A 17,829-nucleotide genomic window follows, 5' to 3' on the forward strand; every position below is an offset into this window, starting at 1 on the left:
CGCTGCGGGCCTCCTCGGGAGCGGCGGTGGGTCGGTGGGGCGGCCATCAGCCGGTCCCGCCCTCGGGCCGGGCGCGGCCGTCCGCGGCACGGGTGCCGTCGGGCCAGGCCGCGCGGTGGCCGGGGCCGGGGTCCGGATCCCGGCGGTCGGTGAGGGCCGGGACGCCCCAGTCGCGGGCCACCTCGACGGTGTCCGCGCCGGGCCGGGCCGGCGGGCGGCGGATGGCGCCGGGGGTGGCGGAGAAGCGCGGGGCCGGTGCGGGCTGGGTGATGCCGCCGTGGCCGGTGAAGGTGCCGCGGGCGGCGAGATGCGGGTGGCCGGGCGCCTCGCGCAGCGACAGGACGGGGGCCACGCAGGCGTCGGACGCCTCGAAGACGGCGGTCCACTCCTGGCGCGTACGGGTCTTGAAGCGGGCGGCGATGGCGGCGCGCAGCTCCCCCCAGGCGCCGGGGTCGTCGCGCGCGGGCACGTCGTCCGCGATGCCGAGCAGCCGGACGAACTCCGCGTAGAAGCGCGGCTCCAGCGCGCCGACCGCCATATGGCCGCCGTCGGCGGTTTCGTACGTGCCGTAGAAGGGCGCGCCGCCGTCCAGGAGGTTGGCGCCGCGCCGGTCCTGCCAGCCGCCGGCGGCCAGCATGCCGTGGATCATCGCGGTGAGGTGGGCCGTGCCGTCGACGATGGCCGCGTCCACGACCTGACCGCGGCCGCCTTCGGTCTGGGCGTGGCGCAGCGCGGCCAGGATGCCGACGACGAGGTACAGGGAGCCGCCCGCGTAGTCGCCGAGCAGGTTTGCCGGGGCGGCGGGCGGGCCGTCGGGCGGGCCGGTCATGCCGAGGGCGCCGGTGACGGCGATGTAGCCGATGTCGTGTCCGGCGGTCCCCGCCAGCGGGCCCTGCTGGCCCCAGCCGGTCATCCGGCCGTAGACCAGCCGCGGGTTGCGCTCCAGGCAGGTGTCCGGGCCGATGCCGAGCCGTTCGGCGACGCCGGGGCGGTAGCCCTCGATCAGCACGTCGGCGCGCTCGGCGAGGCCGAGCACCCGGCCGGGTCCTTCGGCGGACTTCAGGTCCACGAGCACGGAGCGTTTGTTGCGGTTGGTGATGTCGTACGCCGGGTCGATGCCGAGTCCGGGCCCGCCGGGGCGGTCGACGCGCACCACGTCGGCGCCGAGGTCGGCCAGCAGCATCGCGGCGAACGGGCCGGGACCGATGCCGGCCAGCTCCACCACGCGCACCCCGCTCAGCGGGCCGTTCCCTGTCCCTGTCATCGGGCCCCCTGAGCTCCGCAGGACTGTGCCATTACCGAGACTGTGACACTACTGATGTAACACTCGCGATGTTAAGAACGTGTTCCACTTTCCACAAGCCCCCGAGGGCGACCGGCGGGCACCGGAAAAGCCGTGGCGGCGGTGGTCAACTCCCACCGCCGCCACGGGCCTTCGCGCGCCGCTTCACCAGCGGCGCGCTCCCCCGACCGAACCGGCGATGGGGCCGCGCCCGGATATGGACCGCCGCGCCGACGCCGTACGCGCCATCGGACCCGCCCCCTTCCGCTCCCGCGCCCGACCGGCCGTCTGCCGGTCACCGTGAAAACCACGCTAGCGGGGAGCACTGACAACGGCCCGCGCGCCGGGCGCGGAGGGACAATGGCCGAATGCCTCACACGCACCTCGCATCACCGCTGTTCGACATCAGCCACGGTCAGGGCCTCCGCCAGTTCGCCGAACTGGCCCTGGCGCTGCTCCTGTCCTCCCTCATCGGGCTGGAGCGGCAGGTCCAGCAGAAGAGCGCGGGGCTGCGCACCCACACCCTCGTCGGCGTCGGCAGCGCGCTGTTCATGGAAGTCTCGGTCCACGGCTTCTACGCGCTGCTCGGCACGGACGGCGTCGCGCTCGACCCGTCCCGGGTGGCCGCGCAGATCGTCTCGGGCATCGGCTTCATCGGCGGTGGCCTGATCTTCGTCAAGAAGGACGCGGTGCGGGGCCTGACGACCGCCGCGACGATCTGGCTGACCTGCGCCATCGGCATGGCGTGCGGCGGCGGTCTGCCCCTGCTGGCCGTCGGTGCGACGCTGGTCCACTTCCTCGTCGTACGCGGCTTCCCGAAGCTGTTCTCGGGGCGCCGTCGTGCGCCGTACGTCGAGCGCTTCGAGCTGCGCCTGAGCTACCGTGCCCAGCACGGCCTGCTGGGCCGGATGCTGGAGATGTGCACCAGCAGCGGTTTCCAGGTGACCGATGTGCAGGTGGAGACGGCGTCGGACGACCGGGTGGCGGCCGAGGTGCTGCTGCGCCTGGAGGGCCGGGGCTCGGCGCACCCGCTCGTGGAGCGGCTGACGGAACTGGACGGGGTGCGCGGGGTGTCCATGGGACAGGAATCCGACCGCACGGAATGACAGGGGTGGGGACAGAGGTGGACACCGGTGAGCACGGCACGGGACCCGGTGAGCCCGGCACGGTGAAGGCGGCCTGGCCGGAGGACGGTCCGGGAGTGCTGCGGCTGCCCTCCGGGCGCACGGTACGGGGCCGCGGCCTGCGCCACCCGCTGCCGCCGGGCCCGGAGCCCGAATTCGCCGTGTACCTGCTCGGCGAGCGGCCGCCCGAGGTCCCCTGGGAGCACCGCTGGCTGCGCTGGCCGGACTTCCGGCTGCCGGCCGACCGGGCGGCGGCCCGTGACGTACTCGCCGAGGCGTGGGAGCGCGCGGGCACCGAGCGCGTCGAGCTGGCCTGCGGCGGCGGCCGCGGCCGTACCGGTACGGCGCTGGCCTGCCTCGCCGTCCTGGACGGGGTGCCGGCCGGCCGGGCGGTGGACTTCGTACGCCGCGGCTACGACCCCCGTGCCGTCGAGACGCCCTGGCAGCGGCGCTACGTACGTCGCTTCGGGGGCCGACCGCCGGGCCCGCCCGCCGCTTCCGGCCCGTCCCCGCCCGGCACCAGGTGATCGCCGACCACCTCCCGGTCCACCAGGCGGGCGAGCCGCACCGGTACGTCGCCGCCCACCAGGACGATGACGACCAGCGTCAGCCCGAAGGTGAGGACGGCCAGCGCCCGGCCCAGTGACATGCCCTCGGCGAGCCGGGCGCCGAGCACCGGGGCGACGGCCCCGCCGAGCGCGCCGACGTTGTAGACGAAGCCGAGGGAGGCCGCGCGGACCGGGGTCGGGAAGTGCCCGGCGATGTACTTCGGCAGGATGCCCGAGATGCCCTGGCCCAGGGCGAGCAGTCCGAAGAGCAGGACACCCAGGGCGGCCAGGCTGTCCTGTACGGCGAACACCGGGAAGACGAAGGCCAGGGAGGCCAGCAGCGTCCCGGCGTACGCGCGGCGGGTGCCGAACCGGTCGCCCGTGAAGCCGGCCAGCCAGCAGCCCGCCATCGTGCCGAACCCGGCGTAGAACATCACGTCGGCGACCTGCCCGGGCGCGTACCCCAGCTCGGTCTTGAGGTAGGTGGGCAGCAGCGCCTGGACGGGCCAGCTGTAGAGGAAGGCGCAGAAGACGGTGACCGTCAGGGCCACGTGGAGCAGCCAGCCGCGCCGGCCGCCGAGTTGGACGGCGAACGCGGTCAGGCAGAGCGCGGCGAGCGCCGCCAGCCAGGGCACCTGCCCGGTACCGGCCGGGGTGAAGACGCAGAAGAGGGCACCGGACGCGACGGCCGCGAGCACCGCGTTGAGCCATCGCCGGACGTGTCCGGCGAACAGCGGCCGGAACGGGTTGGGGCGGTCCCCGCGGGCCGCCACCTCGGCGCTCCAGTCGCCCGCCTCCGGCAGCGATCTGCGGACCCACAGCGCGACCAGCACCGGCAGCACCCCGATCCAGAACATCCAGCGCCAGCCCCAGTTCGGCACCACCCACCGGTAGAGCTGGGCGGCGAGGACCGTGCCCCCCGCGTACCCGGATATGAGGAAGCCGGAGGCGCGGTTGCGCAGGGCCGGTGGCCAGCTCTCCAGGACGTACGTGGCGCTGGCGCTGTACTCCCCGGCCATGCCCATGCCGATGATCAGCCGGGCGGTGAACAGGCTGGTGTGGTCCCAGGCGAAGCCGCAGGCGAAGGTGCCCAGCGAGTACAGGAGGATGCTGGCGATCATCGCGGCCTTGCGCCCGTACCGGTCGCCCAGCGCGCCCAGCAGCGCCCCGCCGAGCCAGCGGGTGATGAACGCGCCGGAGACGAGGGCGGCGGCATCCGCCGTACTCAGGCCGAACGTTTCGGCGATCTCGGTGAGGACGAGGGTGATCAGCACGAAGTCGAAGCCGTCCAGGAGGTAGCCCACCCAGGCGGCGAACAGGGACTTCCACTGGCGCGGCGTCACCTGCCGGTACCAGGGCGCCGTCCCGCCCCGCTTCGGGGAGCGCGCCCTCACAGCAGCCCGGCTTCCTCCAGACACCCCCGGACGCGGCCGACGGCGGCCTCGTCCAGCGGCACCTGCGGCGGCGCGGTGGCCGGGCAGGCGATGACGCCCTGGAGGTGCAGGGCCGCCTTGAAGGCGCCCAGCGCGGAGGAGTTGCGGCCCATCACCGCCGGGTCGCCCGCGTCGGTGAGCGCGAAGAGCGCGGCGAGCCGGTCCTGTTCGGCGGCGGCCTCGCGCCAGCGGCCCGCGGCCGCATGCTCGTAGAGGCGTACGTAGCCGTGCGGATCGACGTTGCCGAGGCCGGGCACGACGCCGTGGGCGCCCGCCAGCAGGGCGCCGTCCACGGTGAGCTCCGATCCGGTGAGCACGGCGAAGTCCGGTGCCTGCGCCCGCGCCCGCACCAGGAGGCGCCGCAGCGCGCCGTCCTCGCCACTGCTGTCCTTCAGGCCCGCCAGTACGCCGTCCCGTGCGAGCGTGACCACCGTGTCGGCCGGCAGTTTGGTGTGCACGGCCATCGGGATGTCGTACGCGAACAGCGGCAGCCCGGCGCCGTCGCGCACCCGCCGGAAGTGGTCGGCGATCTCCGCGGGGTGGGTCCGCGTGTAGTAGGGGGCGGTGGCCACGATCGCGTCGGCGCCCGAACTCCGGGCCTGCCGGGCGTGTTCCAGCACGCGCGGCGTGGTCATGTCGATGGCCCCGGCCAGGACGGGGAGCCGGCCCGCGGCCGCCTCGGCCACCGTCTCGACGACGGTGCGGCGCTGCGCGTCGGTCAGATAGGCGGCCTCCCCGCTGGAGCCGAGGACGAACAGCCCGCTCACCCCGGCCGCGGTGAGGCGGGTGGTGAGCGCGGTCAGCGAGCGGGTGTCGATCCGGCCGTCGGGGGTCAGCGGGGTGCACAGCGGCGGGACGACCCCGGTGAGGGGGGTGGGGAGCGCGGGGTCAGCCATCGGGGGGTTCTCCACATTCCGGACATCGGACGTCCCATGTTGGCGGATGTGCGGGTGAATGTGGTCCAGCCGCCCAGGCGTGTCAATACCGCACGGGCCGGACCGTTCGTTGACGGAAGGTCAGCCGCTGCCTAGCGTGGCGCCGACCGGCCCGCGGTACGCGACGGCCGGGCGAACCGAGGCGGAGGCAGGCGTGACAGGACCGCAGGAGACCGCAGCACGGCCGCACGACCTGGTGCTGTTCGGCGCCACCGGATTCGTCGGGCGGCTCACCGCCGCGTACCTGGCCCGGCACGCGCCCGCCGGCTGCCGCTGGGCACTGGCCGGCCGCGACCGCGCGAAGCTGGCGCGGCTGCGCGCGGACCTGGCCGCGACCGACCCGGCCTGCGCGGAACTGCCCCTGCTGTGCGCGGACGTGGACGACCCCGGCTCGCTGCGCGCGCTCGCCGCGGGTACCCGCGTGCTCGCCACGACCGTCGGCCCGTACCTCACGTACGGGGACGCGCTGGTCGCCGCCTGCGCGGAGGCCGGTACGGACTACGCCGACCTGACCGGCGAGGCCGAGTTCGTCGACCGGACGTATGTGCGTTACGACGCGGCGGCACGCGCGTCCGGCGCCCGCATCGTGCACGCCTGCGGCTTCGACTGCGTACCGGCGGACCTCGGCGTGCGCTTCACCGTGGGCCGGCTGCCGGCCGGTGTGCCGCTGCGCGTCGACGGGTTCGTCCGGAGCAACGGCACCGTCTCGGGCGGCACGCTGGCCTCCGCCCTGACGACCGTCGCGCGCCCGCTGGGCCTGCTGCGCGCCGCCCGCGACCGGCAGCGGCTGGAGCCGCGCCCCGCGGACCGCACGGTGCGGGCCCCGCTCGGCCGCCCGCACCGCAACGGCGCGGTACGGGCCTGGGGCCTGCCGCTGCCGACGCTCGACCCGCAGGTGGTGGCGCGCTCCGCGGCCGGACTGGAGCAGTACGGACCGGACTTCCGCTACCGCCACTTCGCCGCCGTCAAGTGGCTGCCGGTCGCCGTGGGCGCGGTGGGCGCGGCCTCCGCGGCCTGCACGCTCGCGCAGGTGCCGCCCGCGCGCCGGTGGCTGTCCGGCCGTCTGGCGCCGGGCACCGGGCCGAGCGCGGAGCGGCGGGCGCGCAGCACGTTCAGCCTGCGGTTCGTCGGCGAGGGCGGGGGCCGCCGCGTCCTGACGGAGGTCTCGGGCGGCGACCCGGGATACGACGAGACGGCGAAGATCCTCGCGGAGTCGGCGCTGAGCCTGGCCTTCGACGACCTGCCCGCCACGTGCGGGCAGGTGACGACGGCGGTCGCGATGGGCGACGCGCTCACCGGGCGGCTCCGGCGGGCGGGCATCACGTTCCGGGTGGTGGCCGAATCGACGTCGCGGGCGGAGCGTACCGCCCCGGTGGCCTGACCGGACGGGCCCGGGGGCCGTCGGTCGCGCCCGGGCCGTCAGCCGGCGCGCGCCTCCGCGAGGGCACGCCGGCACAGCGCGTCGGCGGCCCGGGTCGTCTCGGGAATGCGGTACTTGGGCGCGAGGTGGAGGGTGTGCGCGCAGGCCCGGTCGAGGTCGATGCGGTGGCCCACGGACACGAAGACCGGCTTGACGCCCTTCTGCGTACGCAGGGCCCGCCCGACCACCTCGTCCCCCTCGGCACCGGAGCCGTCCACCAGCGGCGAGGACTCGCCGCGCTCGGCGCCGGGGAGTTCGTAGCGCGAGGTGAACGGGTTCTTGGCGACGCCGATCGTGGGCAGGCCGGTGAGCACGCCGAGGTGGCTGGCGAGGCCGAAGCGGCGCGGGTGCGCGAGCCCGTAGCCGTCGCAGACCACCAGGTCCGGCGTGCGGCCGAGGCGGCCGAGCGCCTCCACCACGGTGGGGATCTCCCGGAAGGCGAGCAGACCCGGTACGTACGGGAAGGAGACCCGGCCGACGGCGGTGGCCTCCTCGACGACCGCGAGGGTGACGGCGTCCAGGGCGACGGCCGCCGCGGCCACCAGGTCGCGTCCGTCGTCGTAGGCGACGTCCACACCGACGACCGTCCCGGCGGAGCCCGGCTCGGGCCCGGACTGCTCCCGGCGCACGTGGGCGCGCAGCCGGTCCTGGACCGCGAGCGCCGTGGTCTCGTCGGTGGGCCAGTGGGCCAGCTCGTCTTCGAGGGAGATCGTGCCGTCGTTCGTCATGGTGCGGCTACGGTATCGAACACCTGGTGGGGGGCGTGGGGTGGACGTGGCTGCCGTGTGTGATGATGCGCGCGGTGCGCGTGCGGCGCACCACGGAGCCGCGCCCGTACCGGCGCGCAGAACAAGGGGGAACAGGGATGTTCGCGATCTCGCTGGGTGACGACGGTGCCGAGCTGCGGCCCCTGGAGCCGTACCACGCCGAGGAGTACCTGGCGCACATCGACCGCGGCCGGGAGTACATCGGCCGCTTCATCGGGCTGGCGGACCAGTGCGCCGACCTCGACTCCGCGCGGGCGTTCCTGCGGTCGTACGCGGAGAAGGCGGCGGACGACAGCGGGCGGCTGTACGGGATCTGGACGGCGGACGGCACACTCGTCGGCGGCGTCCTGTTCCGCACCTTCGACGCCGCGGCCGGGACCTGCGAGGTCGGCTGCTGGCTGGAGGAGGCGGCCGTCGGGCGCGGGCTGGTGACCCGGGCGGTCCAGGTGATCGTCGACTGGGCGGTCGAGGTACGCGGCATCCACCGCGTGGAGTGGGTCGTGGCCGCCGGCAACACCGCGAGCATCAAGGCGGCCCGGCGGCTCGGGATGGTGCGCGACGGCGTGCAGCGGGAGAAGTACGCGCGCGGCGGCGTACGCCACGATGTGGAGATCTGGTCGGTGCTGGGGCCGGAGTGGCGGGAGAAGCGGGCGGCCGGGCGCTGAGCGGGGGGCGCGGCTGCCGGGCGTACGACGCCGGCCTGCCGCCGCCGACCGGTGCGGCCGGGCCGGTCAGGACGTCGGCGGCGCCGAGCGCGGCAGATCCTCCAGGAGGGTGCCGAGCGCGCCGGTGACCAGCGCGCACACCTCGTCCGGATCGGCGTCGGCGAGCGGCTGCTTGCCGACGACCACCCGCATCAGGCCGATGCCGAGCATCCACGAGAGCGCGAGGTCGGCGCGCAGCCCGCGGTCGTCGGCGGTGCTGAGCGTGGCGAGCACCCGCGCGTAGTCGTCGCCCATCTCCCGTACGGCGGTGGTGATCTCGTCACTGTCGCCGATCGAGCGCAGGAACGTTTCCAGCGCCCGGTCCCCCGCCTCCTCCCCTCGGTGGCCGAGCATGCCGCGCAGGGCCGCCTCGAACAGCTCGGCGGGCGGGGTGCTGTGCAGCTGTTCCTGGCCGCCGCGCGCCACCACCTCGCCGAACAGCGCCTTCTTGGAGCCGAAGTAGCGGAAGAGCAGGGCCTGGTTGACCCCGGCCCGCTCCGCGATGTCGCGGACGGTCGCCCGCTCGTACCCCCGCTCGGCGAACAGCGCCGCCGCGGCCTCCAGGAGCAGCAGCCGGGTGCCCTGCGCCCCGCGGCGGCGCGCTCCACCACCCGCCTCCGGCCCGCCCGGGCCGTCCGGCCCCTCCGGTCCGCCCGTTACACATGCCGTACCGGCCCCCGGCCCCGCCCACGCTTCGTTCCCGGTCATCCGCGTACTCCTTCCGCTCTCCGTGTGCACGCCCTGCCTGTGCGCGCTCTCCCCGCGCGCACCCTCCCCGTACCGCGTCCGGCCGGTCCGACGTGCCGCCGACACGTGGATGACGCAAGGCCGTTGACCGTACCAAGAGCGGCGCTCTACGTTGTAAGCAACTGCTTACACGTGGGAGGCCCCGGTGACCACAGCCGACACGATGCCCCTTGCCTACCCGTTCAACGACGCCGACGGACTGGCCCTGTCCGAGACCTACGCACAGGTCCGCGACCGGCCCGGACTGCTGCGGGTACAGATGGCGTACGGCGAACCGGCCTGGCTCGCCACCCGTTACGCCGACGCCCGGCTGGTCCTCGGCGACCGGCGCTTCAGCCGCGCGGAAGGGCTCGAACGCGACGAGCCGCGGCAGTCGGAGGGCCAGCGGGACAGCGGGATACTCAGCATGGACCCGCCCGACCACACCCGGCTGCGCACCCTGGTCGCCAAGGCGTTCACCGTCCACCAGGTGGAGAAACTGCGGCCGTGGGTGCGCGAGTTGACGCACGGCCTGATCGACGAGCTGGAGGCCGCGGGCCCGCCCGTGGACCTCGTGGACCGCTACGCCCTGCCCATCCCGGTCGCGGTCATCTGCCGGATGCTCGGCGTACCCGAGGAGGACCGGCCCAAGTTCCGCACGTGGAGCGACGCCGCGCTGTCCACCAGCTCGCTGACGGCCGAGGAGTTCGAGGCCAACCGCGAGGAACTGCGCGCCTACATGGCGAAGTTGATCGAGGATCACCGGGTGACGCCGCGGGACGACCTGATGACGCGGCTGATCGAGGCCCGGGACGTCGGCGACCGGCTGTCCGAGCTGGAGCTGATCGACCTGTGCGTCGGCATCCTGGTCGCCGGGCACGAGACGACGGCCACCCAGATCCCCAACTTCGTCCTGTCGCTGCTGGACCACCCGGGTGAACTGGAGCGGCTGCGCGCCGAGCCCTCGCTGGTCAAGAGCGCCGTCGAGGAGCTGCTGCGCTTCGTGCCGCTCGGCAGCGGCGCGGGCTTCCCGCGCTACGCCACCGAGGACATCGAGGTGGGCGGCACACTCGTCCGTGCGGGTGAACCGGTGCTGGTCGCGGTCGGCGCGGCCAACCGGGACGCGCTGCGCTTCGACGAGCCGGGCACCCTGAACATCGCCCGCGACGGCAACCAGCACCTCGGCTTCGGGCACGGCGTGCACCACTGCCTCGGCGCGCCACTGGCCCGGCTGGAGCTCCAGGAGGCGCTGATCGCCCTGATCACCCGCTTCCCGAAGCTGCACGTGGCCGGGGACGTGGTGTGGAAGGACCAGATGCTGGTCCGCGGCCCGCGCGTGATGCCGGTGGGGTGGTGAGCCGGATGACGTGGAAGGCGTCGATCGACGGGCAGCAGTGCATGGCGTCCGGCATGTGCGCGGGCATCGCCCCGGACCTCTTCGTCCTGGACGGCCCGCACGCCCGGCCGCTCCGGGAGGAGATCCCCGAGGACGAGGCCGCACTGGACGCGGCGGACTCCTGCCCCGCCATGGCGATCCTGATCCGGGACGGGGAGAAGGTGGTCGGGCCGCGGCCCTGAGGAGGCGCTGCCCGGCCGGGTCCGGTGGCCGGGCAGCCCTCCTGTGAGGTACGGGTGCTCCGGTCCGCCGTACGGGAAGGCCGGACCCCGTCGCGTACGGCCGCGGCCGGGCAGGCCGCGGCCGCCACGAACGGCCTACACCGGTCCGACTGCCCCTCACCCGTCTGTCCCTGCCGGGGAAAGACAGGTCCCTGATCCGCCCTCAGCGCATTGACCTGCCACAACGCTTTCCGGCGGGGACGACACGCCGGGCGGGCGAACTGTACCTGACGGGTCATCACCGGGCGGGGACGGCGCGCCGACGCTTGTCTCGGATGCGTCAGCGCGGATCCATCCGACCCTGCCGCGGCGCACCCGCGCCGCCTCCGCGCTGCCGGAGGATCACCATGCGTTCCACTCGCGTCATCGCCGCATCCGGCCTGACCATCGCCGCACTGGGCCTGTCGACCGGCGCCGCGTTCGCCAAGCCGGTGGCCACCACCTCACCGAAGCTCTCGGGGCCGGGCGGCGCCGTCACGGTCACCGTCACCTGTGACACGGGCAAGGCCGGCCGTATCGCCGCCTCCTCGCAAGGGTTCCGCAGCGGCACCGTCTGGCTGTACCGCACCCACAAGCACGGCAAGACCTACCGCGGGACCGCCCGGGTGGCGTCCCAGCTCAGCGGCGGCCCCAACCACCTGGGCCGCTACTCCAACTGGGGCGTGAACGGCAACTGCCCCGACGGCAAGCAGTGGATGACCAGCTTCCGGACCGACGCCAAGCTGCCCAAGGGCAAGGTGCGCACGGGCGCCGGCGGGGCCGGCGAGGACTCCAACACCACGGAGATCGTCGCGGGCGCCGCGGTCCTGGCCACGGCCGCCATCGGCGGCACCTACTTCCTGCGCCGCCGCCAGAACAACCAGTCCTGACGCCCGAAGCCACACATACGGCGGCATTCCGGGCCGCTGTGCCCCGCCGGGTCCCACCTCCCGCCCGGCAGGGGCACAGCGGCCGCGTCACGGACCGCGGAGGCCCGGCGGCCTGATGATCAGCACCGCCTACGATGGCACTCATGTTCGTACTGGAGCTGACCTATACCGCGCCGCTGGAGCGCGTCGACGCCGCCCTGCCCGACCACGTGGAGTGGCTGAAGAGGAACTACGCGGCCGGGCACTTCCTCGCCGCGGGCCGCAAGGTGCCGCGCGACGGCGGCGTCATCCTCGCGTCCGTGCCGGACCGGGCGACGGCGGAGCGGATCGTCGCGGAGGACCCCTTCACGGTCGCGGGCGTCTGCGACTACCGGATCACCGAGTTCGTGGCGACCACGACCGCACCGGAACTGGAGCGGTTCAGGGAACAGCTGCCGTCCTGACGTTCTCAACGGAGCAGCCCCCCGATCTCCTCGTGCAGCCCGGCCGGCACCCGGATGTCCCACCGCTCCACCGCCTCGGCGGCCAGTTCCCGGCTCCACTGCCAGCTGGCCCGCGCCGCCGCGCGTACGGCCGGGAGCGCGGCGGGAGCCGTGGTCGCCGTGTAGCGGTCGCGGTCGGCGGCGGGCAGGTCCTGTTCCAGAGCGCGGCTGGGCGTCAGCCAGTGTGTGGTGGACCCGCGCAGCAGGCGGCACAGCTGGAGCTGCTGCGGGGCGACAACCGTATGCAGTAGGGCATGTGCGCGAGCGGTCTCGCCGCGGCCCAAGACGTGGGCGAGCATCAGCGTCCAGTTGGCGAGTTCGTCGGTGAGCTGCTGCGCGGTCGGGCCGGGCTCGGGCGGGCACGGGTCGGCCAGGTGACGGGCCGCGGCGGTCAGCCGGCCGCTGCGGTCCAGCAGTACGGCGGCGTCGTGATCCGGCAGGTGCACCATGCCGCGCCAGGTGGGCACCTCGTCGATCCCCGCCCCGGCGGCCACGACGTGGAACTCGCCGCGCATCAGGTCGTCGAAGACCACGGCCAGAATGCCGTACATATTGGTATACGCCAGCTTCAGCGGCGCCAGACGGCCGACGAACTCCGTCCCGTCGAAGGTGTCGGCATGCGCGTCACGGACGTACAGATACGCCTCGATGTCGGAGTACGCGTCGGCCTCCCCCAGGGTCCACGACCCGTAGAGCAGCACCCCCTCCAGCCGGGGCTCGGCCTCGGCCAGCTCGCGCAGGCGGGCGATGCGGCGGTCGAGGGCGGGACAGGACGAGGCGGGGTGGTGGCGCAGGTGTGCCATGGATCGAATCTCCTGAGCAGAAGGATGGGCATGCGGACAGACTGGACCCGCCCGGCGGCAGAATGCCGGGCGGCCAGGTCACGGAACGCGTCCGTCTGCTCAGATGAAGATGCCCATGGGGCCATGGTGCCAGGGATGATCGCCGGCGGGCCACCCGATTTCCGGTGTACGGGGCGGGACCGTGCCCTGGTCACGCCGCGGGGGTCGGCCAGCGCCCTCCGTTGATCCAGTACCCCTGGATCTCTTCGAGCTGGCGGCCCTTGGTCTCCGGGGCGGTGGCCGCGGCGAAGACGAGGGCGGCGAGGGCGAGGAGGCCGAGTCCGGCGAAGGTGGTGGCGGCGCCCGCCCAGGCCATCAGGGAGGGGAAGAACTGGGCGATGAGGAGGTTGGCGACCAGGTCGGCCGTGAGCATCGCCGACGCGCCGGTGGAGCGCAGCCGGGCGGGGAACGCCTCGCCCGCGTACACCCAGATCAGGGAGCCGAAGCCGAAGTTGAAGGCGGCGGTGAACAGCAGGATCGCGCCGAAGCCGATCCAGAGGGTGGTGCCCTCCGGGTGACCGAAGCCGAAGACGGCGGTCAGCACGGCGAGCATGGCCGTCATCGTGGCGATGCCGGAGAGCAGGACGACACGCCGGCCGAGCCGGTCGATGATGAGGATGGCCAGGACGGTCGCGGCCAGGGAGGCCAGCTGCACGAAGGACGGCAGCAGGAAGTTCTGCCCGTCGCCGGTGAAGCCCATCTCCTCGAAGATCTGCGGGCTGTAGTACGTCACGGCGTTGATGCCGGTGATCTGGCAGAAGAAGCCGAGGCCGATGACGAAGAGCGTGGCGCGCGCGTACGGCCTGCGCAGCAGTGAGCGCAGCGAACCGCCGCTCTCCTCGGCCAGCGCGGCACGCACCGCCTCGGTCTCCGCCCGCGGGTCCACGTCGGGGTCGGTCAGCGCCATGACCTCGACGGCCTTTTCGGTACGCCCCTTCAGGACGTACCAGCGCGGTGTGTCGGGCAGCCGGAACAGCGGGATCAGCACGAGAGCGGCCGGGATGGCGGACAGGCCGAGCATCAGCCGCCAGTGGCCGCCGCCGGACAGTCCCCAGTTCACGAAGTACGTCAGGGCGATGCCCGCGACCGTGGCGACCTGGTAGGCGGCCACCGACGCGCCGCGCGAGCGGGCCGGTGTGGACTCGGCGATGTACAGCGGGGCCGCCACGATCGAGATGCCGATGGCGATGCCGAGCAGGAAGCGCACCACGTCCAGGACCACGACGTTCGGCGCGAGGGCGGACAGGGCCACGAAGACGGTGTACGACCCGGCGACGATCAGCATGGCGGCCTTGCGGCCCAGCGCGTCCGCCAGTTTGCCGCCGAGCAGCGCGCCCACGATCGATCCGAACACCAGGATGCTGTTGACCAGGCCTTTTTGGGTGTCGGTGAGATGGAAGTCCTTGCTCAGGAACACCAGGGCGCCGGAGATGCTGCCCGTGTCGTAGCCGTAGATCACGCCGACGACGGCGCCGGTGAGGGCGAAGAGCCGGCCGGTGCGGCGGGGCGGCGGGCCGGGCGGCGGCGAGGACGGTGACTTCGTGGAGCGCGTTGCGACGGACATGGGAAGTCCTTTGTGACGACTGTCGGCGGAACGGCCTTGCTGCGTGGCGATCACTGCGACAGCCACCGGTGGGCGGCCGGGACCGGACGCACCGCCCGGTACCGGCACCGGCTGCACTGCCTGGCGGCCGCCGCCTCACTGCGGCTGCATGAGTGATCCTGCGAGTATTCGGCTCCTTTCATGCATGTGTCAACAGTCACCTCGGGCGACCAGATGTTCGCCACAGGTCCTGGAGACAACGCCAGTTCATGAACGATCCCTTCCCGCGCCAGCGGAAGTCCCACCCTTACGAGGGATGGATTAGGCCGCAGGGCGTGCGTAGAGTTGTTCGTAATCGAGCATGATGTTGCAAGTTCACGCAGACAGCAGCTGGAGGGTGTCGTGAGCGGGACCTCGTACATGGAGCAGGAGCTGCGCAGCCAGCCGGAGACGTGGCGGGAGGCCGCGAAGATCGGTGGCGCCGACGGCCCGCTGCCCGGGGCCGGCCGGCGCGTCGCCGTGGTGGGCTGCGGCACCTCGTGGTTCATGGCGCAGGCGTACGCGGCCCTGCGCGAGGGCGCCGGACTCGGCGTGACGGACGCGTTCGCCGCTTCCGAGGCGTTCCTCGGCGCCGACCGCGGATACGACACCGTCCTGGCGATCACGCGATCCGGGACCACCACGGAGGTGCTGCGCGTCCTGGAGGAGGTCAGGGGCCGCATCCCGACCGTGACGGTGCTCGGCGACCCCGACACCCCCGCCACCGGACTGTCGGACGCCACCGTCCCGCTGCCCTTCGCCGACGAGCGGTCCGTGGTGCAGACGCGGTTCGCGACGACCGCGCTCGCGCTGCTGCGGGCCCACCTCGGCGCGGACCTGTCCGGCGCGGTGCGCGACGCGGAGGAGGCGCTGACCGCACCCGTTGAGAAGGAGTGGCTGGACGCCGAGCAGTTCTCGTTCCTGGGCACGGGCTGGACGTACGGCCTGGCCAACGAGGCGGCGCTGAAGATGCGCGAGGCGTCGCAGAGCTGGACGGAGTCCTACCCCGCGATGGAGTACCGCCACGGCCCGATCTCCATAGCGGCCCCGGGCCGCGTCACCTGGGTGTTCGGTGACGTCCCGGAGGGCCTGGAGGCCGACGTCGCCCGCACCGGCGCCGGATTCGTGCACCACGACCGCGACCCGCTGGCCGACCTGGTCCTGGTCCAGCGCATCGCCCTGGAGCGGGCCCGGGCCCGCGGCCTGGACCCGGACAACCCGCGGAGCCTGACGCGGTCGGTGATGCTGACGGCCGGGAAGGGGGCGGCCGGCTAGGGGCCCGGCGGGCGGATGCGGGCGGCCGCTCTCCCCCGCCGCTTCCGGCCCGCCGCCACGCCAGTCCGCCTCTCCCCCACCCTCCTTCCCCAACCACCCCGCCCCGCAAGGGAGTCAGGTTTCATGTCCCTCGTTCCCACCTCTTCCATCGTCACCGTCGCGCGTGAGGCGCGGGCCGGGGCGGCGGCGTTCAACGTCATCCACCTGGAGACCGCCGAGGCGCTCGTCACGGCCGCCGAGCGCACCGGGCAGCCGGTCATCCTGGGGATCAGCGAGAACTGCATCCGCTACCACGGCAGCCTGCTGCCCATCGTCCGCGCCACGCTCGCGCTCGCCGAGGCGTCCAGCGCCCGGGTCGCCGTGCACCTGGACCACATCACCGAGGCGGACTTGGTGCGCGAAGGCATCGAGGCCGGGGTGCGGTCGGTGATGGTGGACGCCTCCGCGCTCCCGTACGAGCGGAACGTCGCCGCCACGGCGGAGCTGACCGCCTGGTGCCACGAGCGCGGCGCCTACGTCGAGGCCGAGCTGGGCGAGGTCGGCGGCAAGGACGGGGTGCACGCGCCCGGCGCCCGTACGGACCCCGACGAGGCGCTGGCGTTCGTCCGGGCGACCGGCGTGGACGCGCTGGCGGTCGCCGTCGGCTCGTCGCACGCGATGCACGAGCGCACCGCCGTCCTGGACAAGGAGCTGATCGCCGCCCTGGCCGCGAAGCTGCCGGTGCCGCTGGTGCTGCACGGCTCCTCGGGCGTGCCGGACGACGAGCTGCGCCGGGCCATCGCGGCCGGCATGACGAAGATCAACATCTCCACCCATCTGGTCTCCGTCTTCACCCGCAGCATCCGGGACACCCTCGACGCGGACCCGGCCCTCGTCGACTCGCGGAAGTACGTGAAGCCGGCCCGGGAGGCGGTCGCCCGGGAAGCCGCGCGGCTGCTGGGCGTGCTCGGCGCCCCGGCCGCGGTCCCGGGCCAGTCGACCGCGGCGGAGACGCCGGTGCAGGGGTGAGGGATGCGCAGGGGTGAGGGATGCGCGGAGAGGGACGACGAGCGAGGCGAGGGACCGCCATCGCGAAACGGCGCGAACCGTCCCGAACCGATGTGATCCGGCGCGAACCGGTGGGATGCATGGCGAACCGGTGCGGAGGAGCGCAACGGCGCGCAGGGGCGCGCGGGCGGTCGTGCGGGAGGGAGCAGGGGACGGCGGGCACGGCACCCCCCTCCGGCATATGACGCGAAAGCGTTTGCGTACTCTCGCCCGACGGGTGGGCGCGGCTCCTGCCCGCCCATCGCCCCCGGCCGGCCGGCGGGCTTCCCGATATCACGCAGGCCGCCGGAAAGGACCTAGGCTCGCGCCATGAACCGCCATGAACGGATGAACGCCCTCCTGGAGCTGCTCGGTGAACGCGGCCGGGTGGAGGTCGAGGAGGCCGCGGCCCAGCTGGAGGTGTCGGCCGCGACGATGCGCCGCGACATGGACGCGCTGGCCGACCAGCAGCTGCTGACCCGTACCCGGGGCGGCGCGGTGCTCAGCTCGGTGGCGTACGACCTGCCCATCCGTTACAAGCGGGCGCACCGCGCCGACGAGAAGGAAGCGGTGGCGCAGGCGGCGGCGAAGCTGGTCGAGCGCGGCGATGTGGTCGGCCTCAGCGGCGGCACCACGACCACGGAGATCGCCCGGGTGCTGGCCACCCGGCCGGACTTCGCCGAGGCCGGACCGCAGCCGCATCTGACCATCGTCACCAACTCGCTGAACATCGCCAACGAACTCGCCGTCCGCCCGCAGATCAAGATCGTGCTGACCGGCGGTGTGGCGCACTCCCGCTCGTTCGAACTGGTCGGGCCGTTCAGCGAGCTGGTCCTCCAGCAGATCTCCGTGGACATCGCCTTCATCGGCGCGAACGGGATAGACCCGGTGATGGGCGCGACCGTGCACGACGAGGCGGAGGCCCGGATCAACCGCCTGATGGCCGAACGGGCCCGGCGCGCCGTGGTCGTCGCGGACTCCTCGAAGATCGGCGCACGCTGCTTCGCCCGGGTCGGTGCCGCGGATGTCTTCGACACCCTGATCACGGACAGCGGCGCGAAGGAGTCCGTCCGGCGGGAGTTCGGCGAGCGGGGCCTGCGCGTGGTGGCCGCCCGTACCGCCGGGGACGGCTGAGCCCCCGTACCACCGGGGACGGCTGATTCCCCCGTACCACCGGGGACGGCTGAGCCCCCGCAC

18 protein-coding genes are annotated in these 17,829 nt (G+C 73.7%); 11 read left to right on the forward strand and 7 right to left on the reverse strand.

Annotated elements, in window-relative coordinates; translation table 11 throughout:
- Positions 1-46: 46 nt before the first annotated feature.
- Positions 47-1,264 carry a CaiB/BaiF CoA transferase family protein gene (locus CP973_RS26350; RefSeq protein WP_150246133.1) on the reverse strand — a complete coding sequence of 406 codons (1,218 nt, stop codon included), beginning with the start codon at positions 1,262-1,264 and terminating at the stop codon, positions 47-49.
- A gap of 386 nt (positions 1,265-1,650) precedes the next feature.
- Between CP973_RS26350 and CP973_RS26355 the strand changes: the two genes are divergently transcribed.
- Together CP973_RS26355 and CP973_RS26360 are read left to right on the forward strand one after the other, a co-directional pair.
- On the forward strand, positions 1,651-2,388 hold the full coding sequence (locus CP973_RS26355) for an MgtC/SapB family protein (RefSeq protein WP_150246136.1): 738 nt from the start codon (positions 1,651-1,653) through the stop codon (positions 2,386-2,388).
- A 62-nt stretch (positions 2,389-2,450) separates the two neighbouring features.
- Entirely contained in the window at positions 2,451-2,933 is a 483-nt protein-coding gene (locus CP973_RS26360; RefSeq protein ID WP_150250281.1) for a protein-tyrosine phosphatase family protein, read from the forward strand.
- Here CP973_RS26360 and CP973_RS26365 read toward each other — a convergent pair.
- Positions 2,858-4,348, reverse strand: a complete 1,491-nt coding sequence (locus CP973_RS26365) for a sialate:H+ symport family MFS transporter (protein ID WP_150246140.1) — start codon at positions 4,346-4,348, stop codon at positions 2,858-2,860. The two genes, CP973_RS26360 and CP973_RS26365, sit on opposite strands and share 76 nt — an antisense overlap.
- A complete protein-coding gene (locus CP973_RS26370) occupies positions 4,345-5,283 on the reverse strand; it encodes a dihydrodipicolinate synthase family protein (protein ID WP_150246143.1) in 939 nt (312 codons plus the stop codon). Before CP973_RS26370 ends, CP973_RS26365 begins: the two co-directional genes overlap by 4 nt.
- Positions 5,284-5,476: 193 nt before the next feature.
- Between CP973_RS26370 and CP973_RS26375 the strand changes: the two genes are divergently transcribed.
- Entirely contained in the window at positions 5,477-6,703 is a 1,227-nt protein-coding gene (locus CP973_RS26375; RefSeq protein WP_244410024.1) for a saccharopine dehydrogenase family protein, read from the forward strand.
- Positions 6,704-6,741: 38 nt separating this feature from the next.
- On the opposite strand, the gene CP973_RS26380 is transcribed toward CP973_RS26375, so the two are convergent.
- Positions 6,742-7,470 (reverse strand): endonuclease V, encoded by a 729-nt coding sequence (locus CP973_RS26380; RefSeq protein WP_150246149.1) that lies wholly within the window; start codon positions 7,468-7,470, stop codon positions 6,742-6,744.
- Between the two features lie 137 nt (positions 7,471-7,607).
- Between CP973_RS26380 and CP973_RS26385 the strand changes: the two genes are divergently transcribed.
- Positions 7,608-8,174 (forward strand): GNAT family N-acetyltransferase, encoded by a 567-nt coding sequence (locus CP973_RS26385; protein WP_150246152.1) that lies wholly within the window; start codon positions 7,608-7,610, stop codon positions 8,172-8,174.
- A 66-nt stretch (positions 8,175-8,240) separates the two neighbouring features.
- Here CP973_RS26385 and CP973_RS26390 read toward each other — a convergent pair whose 3' ends face one another.
- On the reverse strand, positions 8,241-8,921 hold the full coding sequence (locus CP973_RS26390; protein WP_150246157.1) for a TetR/AcrR family transcriptional regulator: 681 nt from the start codon (positions 8,919-8,921) through the stop codon (positions 8,241-8,243).
- Positions 8,922-9,105: 184 nt separating this feature from the next.
- Between CP973_RS26390 and CP973_RS26395 the strand changes: the two genes are divergently transcribed.
- The 4 genes from CP973_RS26395 (at position 9,106) to CP973_RS26410 (ending at position 11,868) form a co-directional block, all read left to right on the forward strand.
- Positions 9,106-10,296 carry a cytochrome P450 gene (locus CP973_RS26395; RefSeq protein ID WP_150246160.1) on the forward strand — a complete coding sequence of 397 codons (1,191 nt, stop codon included), beginning with the start codon at positions 9,106-9,108 and terminating at the stop codon, positions 10,294-10,296.
- A gap of 5 nt (positions 10,297-10,301) precedes the next feature.
- Complete coding sequence (locus tag CP973_RS26400) at positions 10,302-10,517, forward strand: ferredoxin (RefSeq protein WP_150246163.1); 216 nt, start codon at positions 10,302-10,304, stop codon at positions 10,515-10,517.
- 386 nt (positions 10,518-10,903) lie between these two features.
- Positions 10,904-11,425 (forward strand): hypothetical protein, encoded by a 522-nt coding sequence (locus tag CP973_RS26405; protein ID WP_150246167.1) that lies wholly within the window; start codon positions 10,904-10,906, stop codon positions 11,423-11,425.
- Between the two features lie 143 nt (positions 11,426-11,568).
- Entirely contained in the window at positions 11,569-11,868 is a 300-nt protein-coding gene (locus tag CP973_RS26410) for a YciI family protein (RefSeq protein WP_150246169.1), read from the forward strand.
- 5 nt (positions 11,869-11,873) lie between these two features.
- Here CP973_RS26410 and CP973_RS26415 read toward each other — a convergent pair whose 3' ends face one another.
- Positions 11,874-12,710, reverse strand: a complete 837-nt coding sequence (locus tag CP973_RS26415; RefSeq protein ID WP_150246172.1) for a nucleotidyltransferase domain-containing protein — start codon at positions 12,708-12,710, stop codon at positions 11,874-11,876.
- A 190-nt stretch (positions 12,711-12,900) separates the two neighbouring features.
- Positions 12,901-14,313 (reverse strand): sugar porter family MFS transporter, encoded by a 1,413-nt coding sequence (locus tag CP973_RS26420; RefSeq protein ID WP_150246175.1) that lies wholly within the window; start codon positions 14,311-14,313, stop codon positions 12,901-12,903.
- Between the two features lie 381 nt (positions 14,314-14,694).
- On the opposite strand from CP973_RS26420, the gene CP973_RS26425 reads away from it, so the two are divergent.
- The 3 genes from CP973_RS26425 to CP973_RS26435 all read left to right on the forward strand — a co-directional run bounded on the left by CP973_RS26425 (position 14,695) and on the right by CP973_RS26435 (position 17,766).
- Complete coding sequence (locus CP973_RS26425) at positions 14,695-15,606, forward strand: SIS domain-containing protein (RefSeq protein ID WP_150246178.1); 912 nt, start codon at positions 14,695-14,697, stop codon at positions 15,604-15,606.
- 123 nt (positions 15,607-15,729) lie between these two features.
- Complete coding sequence (locus CP973_RS26430; protein ID WP_150246181.1) at positions 15,730-16,614, forward strand: class II fructose-bisphosphate aldolase; 885 nt, start codon at positions 15,730-15,732, stop codon at positions 16,612-16,614.
- A 348-nt stretch (positions 16,615-16,962) separates the two neighbouring features.
- A complete protein-coding gene (locus CP973_RS26435) occupies positions 16,963-17,766 on the forward strand; it encodes a DeoR/GlpR family DNA-binding transcription regulator (protein ID WP_150246184.1) in 804 nt (267 codons plus the stop codon).
- The last annotated feature ends 63 nt before the right edge of the window (positions 17,767-17,829 follow it).

Source organism: Streptomyces albofaciens JCM 4342, assembly GCF_008634025.1.
In the GTDB taxonomy this organism is placed as follows: domain Bacteria; phylum Actinomycetota; class Actinomycetes; order Streptomycetales; family Streptomycetaceae; genus Streptomyces; species Streptomyces albofaciens.

Excerpts from the sequence above, each read along its gene's own strand:
- CP973_RS26385 (WP_150246152.1), top strand. The coding sequence starts at position 7,608 with ATGTTCGCGATCTCGCTGGGTGACGACGGTGCCGAGCTGCGGCCCCTG.
- CP973_RS26410 (WP_150246169.1), top strand. The coding sequence starts at position 11,569 with ATGTTCGTACTGGAGCTGACCTATACCGCGCCGCTGGAGCGCGTCGAC.
- CP973_RS26400 (WP_150246163.1), top strand. The coding sequence starts at position 10,302 with ATGACGTGGAAGGCGTCGATCGACGGGCAGCAGTGCATGGCGTCCGGC.
- CP973_RS26390 (WP_150246157.1), bottom strand. The coding sequence starts at position 8,921 with ATGACCGGGAACGAAGCGTGGGCGGGGCCGGGGGCCGGTACGGCATGT.
- CP973_RS26430 (WP_150246181.1), top strand. The coding sequence starts at position 15,730 with ATGTCCCTCGTTCCCACCTCTTCCATCGTCACCGTCGCGCGTGAGGCG.
- CP973_RS26370 (WP_150246143.1), bottom strand. The coding sequence starts at position 5,283 with ATGGCTGACCCCGCGCTCCCCACCCCCCTCACCGGGGTCGTCCCGCCG.
- CP973_RS26435 (WP_150246184.1), top strand. The coding sequence starts at position 16,963 with ATGAACCGCCATGAACGGATGAACGCCCTCCTGGAGCTGCTCGGTGAA.
- CP973_RS26380 (WP_150246149.1), bottom strand. The coding sequence starts at position 7,470 with ATGACGAACGACGGCACGATCTCCCTCGAAGACGAGCTGGCCCACTGG.
- CP973_RS26355 (WP_150246136.1), top strand. The coding sequence starts at position 1,651 with ATGCCTCACACGCACCTCGCATCACCGCTGTTCGACATCAGCCACGGT.
- CP973_RS26405 (WP_150246167.1), top strand. The coding sequence starts at position 10,904 with ATGCGTTCCACTCGCGTCATCGCCGCATCCGGCCTGACCATCGCCGCA.
- CP973_RS26350 (WP_150246133.1), bottom strand. The coding sequence starts at position 1,264 with ATGACAGGGACAGGGAACGGCCCGCTGAGCGGGGTGCGCGTGGTGGAG.
- CP973_RS26415 (WP_150246172.1), bottom strand. The coding sequence starts at position 12,710 with ATGGCACACCTGCGCCACCACCCCGCCTCGTCCTGTCCCGCCCTCGAC.
- CP973_RS26420 (WP_150246175.1), bottom strand. The coding sequence starts at position 14,313 with ATGTCCGTCGCAACGCGCTCCACGAAGTCACCGTCCTCGCCGCCGCCC.